At 71.6% G+C, this 5,426-nt stretch carries 6 protein-coding genes; 3 read left to right on the plus strand and 3 right to left on the minus strand.

The window, feature by feature from the left end:
- Together FNH09_RS44260 and FNH09_RS44265 are read left to right on the plus strand one after the other, a co-directional pair.
- The coding region (locus tag FNH09_RS44260; protein ID WP_262986058.1) for an acyl-CoA dehydrogenase family protein at positions 1–127 on the plus strand (127 nt) is incomplete at its 5' end.
- Positions 128–302: 175 nt separating this feature from the next.
- Entirely contained in the window at positions 303–1,142 is an 840-nt protein-coding gene (locus FNH09_RS44265; protein WP_152895525.1) for an SAM-dependent methyltransferase, read from the plus strand.
- Between the two features lie 70 nt (positions 1,143–1,212).
- Here the strand turns inward: FNH09_RS44265 and FNH09_RS44270 are convergent, their stop codons facing one another.
- Both FNH09_RS44270 and FNH09_RS44275 read right to left on the minus strand, forming a co-directional pair.
- Positions 1,213–1,851, minus strand: coding sequence for an HAD-IA family hydrolase (locus tag FNH09_RS44270; RefSeq protein WP_162470032.1), 639 nt, complete (start codon positions 1,849–1,851; stop codon positions 1,213–1,215).
- Complete coding sequence (locus tag FNH09_RS44275; protein ID WP_152895526.1) at positions 1,844–3,145, minus strand: LCP family protein; 1,302 nt, start codon at positions 3,143–3,145, stop codon at positions 1,844–1,846. The genes FNH09_RS44270 and FNH09_RS44275 overlap by 8 nt, the downstream gene beginning before the upstream one ends.
- Before the next feature lie 119 nt (positions 3,146–3,264).
- On the opposite strand from FNH09_RS44275, the gene FNH09_RS44280 reads away from it, so the two are divergent.
- A complete protein-coding gene (locus FNH09_RS44280) occupies positions 3,265–3,822 on the plus strand; it encodes an acyl-CoA thioesterase (RefSeq protein ID WP_202919883.1) in 558 nt (185 codons plus the stop codon).
- A 147-nt stretch (positions 3,823–3,969) separates the two neighbouring features.
- Here FNH09_RS44280 and FNH09_RS44285 read toward each other — a convergent pair.
- Positions 3,970–5,426 (minus strand): LCP family protein (locus FNH09_RS44285; protein WP_238427462.1); only part of this gene is annotated, 1,457 nt, incomplete at its 5' end.

The raw sequence follows: 5,426 nt of genomic DNA on the forward strand, positions 1-5,426 counted from the left end.
GCTGGGCGGCTACGGCTACACGCGTGACTACCCGGTCGAGCGCATGATGCGCGACGCCAAGATCACCCAGATCTACGAGGGCACCAACCAGGTCCAGCGCATCGTCATGGCCCGCAACCTCCCGTAACGCGGCCGCACTTCCTTGCCCGGTGGCCCCCCCGTCCTTCCCGGACCGGGGGCCACCGGCGTATGTACACCGTCCGTCCGCTCAACATCCTTGTACGTCAAGGATGTTGGAGCCCGTCCGGTGGTAGCTTGCAGGACGGCCGCGAGCCGCCGACGACGCAAGGAGTCCTGAAGCCATGTCACAGTCCGATCTCCCCGCCGCCGAGGACGAAGGCGTCGCGCGCACCACCCGACTGCGTACCGACGTCTCGCACTCGGCCCGCATCTGGAACTACTGGCTGGGCGGCAAGGACCACTACCCGGTGGACGAGGAGGTCGGCGACCAGATCCTCGGATTCGTGCCGGCGCTGCCCCGCTCCGCGGTGGCGGACCGGGGCTTCCTGGCGCGGGCGGTGCGCCACCTGGCCGGAGAGGTGGGGATACGCCAGTTCCTCGACATAGGCACCGGCCTGCCGACGGCGGACAACACGCACGAGGTCGCGCAGCGGGTGGCCCCGTCCGCCCGGATCGTGTACGCCGACAACGACCCCCTGGTCCTCACCCACGCCCACGCGCTGCTCACCAGCACGCCCGAGGGTGTCACGGACTACATCGAGGCGGACGTGCGCGACCCCGAGACGATCCTCAGGGGTGCGGCGCGGACCCTGGACCTCGACCGCCCCGTCGCCATCACCATGCTGGGCATCATCAACTTCGTGATGGACACCGACGAGGCCGTGTCCATCGTCCACCGGCTCCTGGACGCCGTTCCCTCCGGCAGCCACCTGGTGATCTCCCACCCCACCACCGAGGTCGACGGCGAGGCCATGACCCAGGCGGTGGAGTACTGGAACAGCCAGGGCTCGGCCCCCATGACCCTGCGCAGCCGGGACGACCTGACGCGGCTCTTCGACCGCGTCGAACTCCTCGAACCCGGCATCGTCTCCTGCTCCCGCTGGCGGCCCGACCCCGCCGACGCCAAGGACGGGGCGCCGGTGGAGGTCACCCACTTCGCCGGGGTGGGCAGGAAGCCGTAGGGCGTACGACGGCACCGGCGGCCGGGCGGATGCGGCAGGCATCGCCCGGCGGCGGGGTGCCGGGGCCCGGTCAGGCGAAGAGCGGTTCCAGGGCGCGTTCCAGGTCCGGCGCCCGGCGGAAGTGCACGCCGTGCATCCCCAGCGCGGTGGCCGCCGTCACGTTCTCCTCGGTGTCGTCCACGAACAGGCACCGCTCGGGCCGCGCGCCCGCCCGGACCGCGGCCAGCTCCAGGATCCGCGGGTCCGGCTTGGCCAGCCCCACCCGGGCGCTGCTGACGACGTGGTCGGCGAGGTCGGTCAGCCCGAGCGAGTCGAGGTCGGCCTCCAGGCCCAGGGTGGCGTTGGTGACCAGGACCAGCGGCACCCGGGTGCGGGCCCGGCGCAGCAGCGACACCACCGTCTCGTCGGCGTGGAAGGGCGACTCCAGCAGGGCTGTGCCCAGTTCCCAGGCCGTCGCCTCGGGCACCAGGCCGGTCAGGCCCTCCGCGATGGACTCCACCCACTCCTGCTCGGTGGCCAGGCCCAGCAGGACCGGCAGGTCGACCTCGGGGGCGAAGGCCACCTTCATCGTGGTGCCCTCGGCCAGCCCGGCGGCACGCTCCAGCGCCTCCAGACCGGCCGGGTCGAAGTGCCGTATGACGTTGTCGACGTCGCACAGGACGGCGTCGAAGGGCGGTCTCGGCCCGGGCGGAGGGGTCGGCTCAGTCACCGGACACCGTGACCTTCTCGTCGTTGTTCAACTCGTTCACCAGCGTCTTCACCTTCGCCTTGTCCCAGACGAGGTTGCCGCCGGTGGAGCCCGAGATCGGCATGTTCATCGACGTGCCGTCACCGCCGTTGACCCCCTTCATCGCGAAGAACATGGAACCCAGGTCCCACAGGCTCATGTCCTTGTCGACGATCAGGGAGTCCAGGCCCGCGCCCATGGTCGGGTAGAACTTGAACGGGTTGAGGATCGTCCCCGGGGTGGCCACCTGGTGGGCCAGCGCCGCGAGGAACTTCTGCTGGTTCTTCGTGCGCTGGAGGTCGGACGCGGCGAAGGCGTGCCGGGTGCGGACGAAGGCCAGCGCCTCCTCGCCGTTCAGCGTCTGCTCGCCCGCCTGGAAGTCGGCGCCGGAGTACTTGTCCTTGAACGCCTTGTCGATGGTGATGTCCACCCCGCCGACCGCGTCCACGATGCCGGCGAAGCCGGCGAAGCCGATCTCGACGTAGTGGTCGATGTGCAGACCGGTGTTGAACTCGATCGCGCGGACCAGGAGCGTCGGGCCGTCCGTGGCGTACGCGGCGTTGAGCTTCATGTGCTGACCGCGGCCCTGGTAGGTCTTGCCCGACTCGGAGCCCTGGTACGTCGGTATGACCACGTCCGAGTCACGGGGCAGGGATATCAGCGTGTCGCCGCTGCTGCCCACGTGCAGGATCATCATCGAGTCGGTGCGCTTGCCCTCGGCGGAGCCGGTGTGCAGCGCCTTCTTGTCGGCGCTGGACAGGCCCTCACGGCTGTCGGAGCCGACGATCAGGTAGTTCGTGCCGTCGCCCGACTCGGGCCGGTCGATGACCTTCGACAGGTCGACCTCGCGGCGCAGCTTGCCGTCGGCCCAGAAGTACGTGCCGATGGTCGTGACCACCAGCACGCTCACCACGGTGATCGCCGTCCACTTGATCCGGCGGCGCCAGTTCGGCCGGGGCCGCCCGTACCCGTCGGGGCCCTCGGGGCCGCCGGGGCCGCCACCGGGCGCGCCGTAGACATGGCCCGTGTTGTAGCCGCTGTCGTAGCCGTCGTCGTAGCCCTGGCCGTCGGTGTACGACGGCTGGTGCGGGACGCCGCCCCCGTACGGCGGCGCGGACGGGCCGGGGCCGTAGCCGCCGCCCTGATTGGGCGGAGTCGCCGGACCGCGGCGGACCTGCCGCATCACACGGGCGCTGTCGGGCTGCGCGCTCGCGCTGCCTCGTCCGTGCCGGCTGCCGCCGTTCTCGTCGGACCATCCCTCGGGCCAATCGCTCATGGGCCCCAGTGTGCCGGGACCTGGGGTGTGCCCCACAAGAGTCGTCGGAAAATCAGGGCTCGGCTGTTGCCAAGCTGACACAAATTCCCTGGATGTCGCCTCGGCATAGGGTGGGGGTCATGACAGACCAGGTCTCAGCAGTGGAATCGGACACCTCGGATATCCCGGGCAAGCCGACCTCCGCGTCCCGCACCACCCTCAGCCACATCATGACCCACAACCACACCAACCTCCTGGGCTCGGTGCACGGCGGAGTGATCATGAAGCTGGTCGACGACGCCGCGGGTGCGGTGGCCGGCCGGCACAGCGGCGGCCCGGCCGTCACCGCGTCCATGGACGAGATGGCGTTCCTGGAGCCGGTCAGGGTCGGCGACCTGGTGCATGTGAAGGCCCAGGTCAACTGGACCGGCCGGACCTCGATGGAGGTCGGCGTCCGGGTCCTGGCCGAGCGCTGGAACGAGTCCACCCCGGCCACCCAGGTCGGCTCCGCCTACCTGGTCTTCGCCGCGGTGGACGCCGACGGCAAGCCGCGCCGGGTACCGCCGGTCCTCCCGGAGACGGAACGCGACAACCGTCGCTACCAGGAGGCCCAGATCCGCCGCACCCACCGCCTCGCCCGCCGCCGGGCGATCATGGAGCTGCGGGCCCGTCGGGCGGCGGAGGGCATCGAGGACTGATCCCGTCGGGGACTGATCCTGTCGGGGACTGATCCTGTCGGAGACCGAGCGCGTCGAGGTCCCGGCGCGTTGGGGTCCCGGCGGGTCGAGGCAGCGCGTCGAGGTCGCAGGGGCCCGGCGCGTCCGGCGCGCCCACGGCGGCCGTTCCTACGCGCAGCCCACCTCGTCCCCGCGGACCGCCCCGAACTCCCCCTGCCGGGGATCGTCCGCCCGCACCCTGCGCACCTGGCGGAAGTCCGTGCCGGCGATCACCTTCAGCACCGGCCCCTGGCCGCGCACCGCCCGCAGCTCACTGCCCGGCAGGGCGACGGCCAGGGACTTCGCCGAGCGGTCCCAGCGCGGGTCGTAGACGACGACCGTGCGCGTGGCCGTGCGCTCGGCCGCGTTGGCGGGACGCCGGGTGGTGGCGAAGCCGGTGGCGGTCAGCGCGGCGTCCACACGCCTGCCGAGTCCGGCGGTGGCGGTGCCGTTCTCCACCTGCACCCGGATCTGCTGCGGGGCCACGGCCACCCGGGCCGCGGCGTTGCGGGGCGGCGGCCGGTGCGTGGCCAGCGGCCTGTCGTCGCGCAGTGCCTGGAAGAGGCGCTCGGACCTGACGGGGTCCCACTTCAGCGTGGAGCCGATACCCTTGACCACGTATCCCATCCGGCCGATGGGCACGGTGGTGAACTCCGAGGAGGACGGCGAGAAGTTGCGCATCGCCCGGCCCAGGTCCAGCAGTTCGTCCGTGCCGAAGCCCTTGTCGGCGCGCACCGAGCCGAGCACCGCCCGCGTGACGTCCCGGAACCGGATCGGGTTCAGCAGCACCCCGGAGGACGTGGCCCGGTCCACCAGTGCCGCCAGGAAGCGCTGCTGGCGCTGCATCCGGCCGAGGTCGGAGGCGCCGTCCACGTGCCGGGAGCGGACGTACTGGAGGGCCTGCCCGCCCATCAGCGTGTGGGTGCCGGCCGGCAGGTCCAGCCCGGTGTAGGAGTCCTTCATCGGTACGGCGGTGCAGATCCGCACCCCGCCGAGCACGTCCACCGTCTTCATGAAGCTGGTGAAGTCGACCTCCAGATAGTGGTCGATCTTGACGTGGGTCATGCTCTCGACCGTGCGCACGGTCAGCTGCGGCCCGCCTTCCGCGTAGGCCGCGTTGAGCTTGATGGGGTGGCCGGCGTGCGGCCGGCCGGTGGTCAGGTCGACGTGCGGAGGCGTGTCGGCGTAGCTGTCGCGCGGCAGGCTCACCACGCTCGCCCGCTCCAGGTTCTCCGAGATGTGCACGATCATGATCGTGTCGGTGCAGTGGCAGGGGGCGCCGCCGAGCCGGTACTTGCGCCGTTCGGCCTCGGTGATCCGGTCCCGGCCGTCGGTGCCCACCAGCAGCACGTTCATGCCGTGGCCCGCGCGCGGACGGTTCTTCATGTCCTTGAACGGGTCGACCCGGGCGATGCCCGCGTCCAGGCTCGCGACCACGGAGTGCCCGATCCCGGCGGCGGCGAGCACCACCACCGACACCGTGGTCACCGCCCGCATGGCCCAGCGCGGCCTTCTGCGCCGTACGGGGGGCCGCGGCGCACGGCGGGCCTGTTGCGGTCGGGGCCGCGGCCGGGCGGGAGAACGGG

The organism is Streptomyces adustus (assembly GCF_009377175.1).
GTDB lineage: Bacteria > Actinomycetota > Actinomycetes > Streptomycetales > Streptomycetaceae > Streptomyces > Streptomyces adustus.

Excerpts from the sequence above, each read along its gene's own strand:
- FNH09_RS44265 (WP_152895525.1), top strand. The coding sequence starts at position 303 with ATGTCACAGTCCGATCTCCCCGCCGCCGAGGACGAAGGCGTCGCGCGC.
- FNH09_RS44275 (WP_152895526.1), bottom strand. The coding sequence starts at position 3,145 with ATGAGCGATTGGCCCGAGGGATGGTCCGACGAGAACGGCGGCAGCCGG.
- FNH09_RS44280 (WP_202919883.1), top strand. The coding sequence starts at position 3,265 with ATGACAGACCAGGTCTCAGCAGTGGAATCGGACACCTCGGATATCCCG.